This window comes from Bifidobacterium jacchi (genome assembly GCF_009078285.1).
Lineage (GTDB): Bacteria > Actinomycetota > Actinomycetes > Actinomycetales > Bifidobacteriaceae > Bifidobacterium > Bifidobacterium jacchi.
In genome coordinates this window covers 20,593-21,885 of record NZ_RQSP01000037.1, presented here as the reverse complement: position 1 = coordinate 21,885, position 1,293 = coordinate 20,593, and the positions used below count along the sequence as shown (strand labels likewise).

Annotated in this window: 2 protein-coding genes; one reads left to right on the top strand and one right to left on the bottom strand. The window is 53.6% G+C overall.

The genetic code is table 11. The features are described from left to right. Positions 1-104: 104 nt before the first annotated feature. Complete coding sequence (locus EHS19_RS08720; RefSeq protein WP_151917370.1) at positions 105-446, bottom strand: hypothetical protein; 342 nt, start codon at positions 444-446, stop codon at positions 105-107. Between the two features lie 475 nt (positions 447-921). Here EHS19_RS08720 and EHS19_RS10840 point away from each other — a divergent pair, with 475 nt between their 5' ends. Further along, the gene (locus tag EHS19_RS10840; RefSeq protein WP_175578392.1) at positions 922-1,089 is read left to right on the top strand and encodes a hypothetical protein; all 168 of its coding nucleotides are present in this window, start codon (positions 922-924) and stop codon (positions 1,087-1,089) included. The last annotated feature ends 204 nt before the right edge of the window (positions 1,090-1,293 follow it).

Genomic DNA, 1,293 nt, shown 5'->3' with positions numbered 1-1,293 from the left:
TTCCAATCGCGATTTGTTTTGTTTGGCGACAGAAAATCGTACACAGGACACGGGCCATGCCCTTCCATCTCAAGCCCAAACCAAAGTGCGCAAAAAATCGGGCCTTATCTGAAGGTGTGGTGTTTTTGCGCCAGCTGTAAGGCCTCAATCAGGGTATGCAGGCCGTTGCGCTCGATCGCGTTGGCGCTCTTTTCCAATGCGGTCTGAGCCATCAGTAGTGCCGTGGCAACATGTTCTGCAGGTAGCTCCTCATCCTCGTATTCGTCGATGATGATGTGAAAGGCGAAGTTGTAAGCATCCCACAGTGGATTGAGTGCCTCATATTCGACTCTTCTCAGCTCGAACGATGCACAATGACGATCATCGAAATCCGCGTACTGCATATCCCGTTCCCCCTGCTCGTCCAACGGTACAAACAGGTTGTATCCCTCGTTGATATCGGTCATCGCAATCACATCCATCCCTTCATTCCCGGGTGTTTCTTAATACGGAAGTGCGTCAAACGCATGGCTGACTCTGAGTCTTCCTTGCTAGCTCGGATCGCTGATTTTTCTGTGGCAGAACGCGAACTGCTGGAGACGCTATCCCCCTCGAAGGCTTTGAGTGCTCGTGAGATCGGCGAGGTGACCGGCAGAGGATTGATGTCGGTACGCAAGTTTCTACGTAGCCTCATCGTCGTCGGTCTGGTGACCGCCACCGCGCCAGCGTCCAGTAGGAACTGCAAATACAAGCTCGAATCAAATGTGGGGAGGTAGCAGGGGACGAATAGGTCGTGGCCCTGTAGTGTTCGCCTCCTTCCAGCCCCGCGCCCTCTGCGGCGAGCTGTAATCGCGTGCTCGCATAGTATCTCTTACCCGCTCACTTACCGTCAGTGACAGACTATGACATGCGATGTATGTCTCATGCGAAAAGAGGCATGTCATGGTTGATCTCAGTCATCGGTACAACGTTGATAAGGACGGCGCGGAATACGATTATCTTCGCTTGTGCGACGCGCCTCTGAGCGAGGATGTCTTGGAATTCCTCGGCAAATCTCATAAGTCGAAGTCCGACGGCATTCAGGCGATTCGCGAACGCGTCTACGCCTGATCAGTGAGCGGATTATCCTGTGCCGATTCGTTTCCGTTTTGCAGATAAGTCAGACCGGTCTCGATTTGTGCTTTATTGTGTGGTTCGGCAGGTTCGGCTGGGTGGTGCGGTTGGGGTGTGGGGCGAAAAGTGGGGTGTTTTGCACCGTATCTTGCAGTTGTGTGTACCGGCGGCTGGAGATCGGGTGAAAACGGGTGGCTCCTG

Coding starts and splice junctions, on each gene's coding strand:
- EHS19_RS08720 (WP_151917370.1), bottom strand. CDS start 446: ATGACCGATATCAACGAGGGATACAACCTGTTTGTACCGTTGGACGAG.
- EHS19_RS10840 (WP_175578392.1), top strand. CDS start 922: ATGGTTGATCTCAGTCATCGGTACAACGTTGATAAGGACGGCGCGGAA.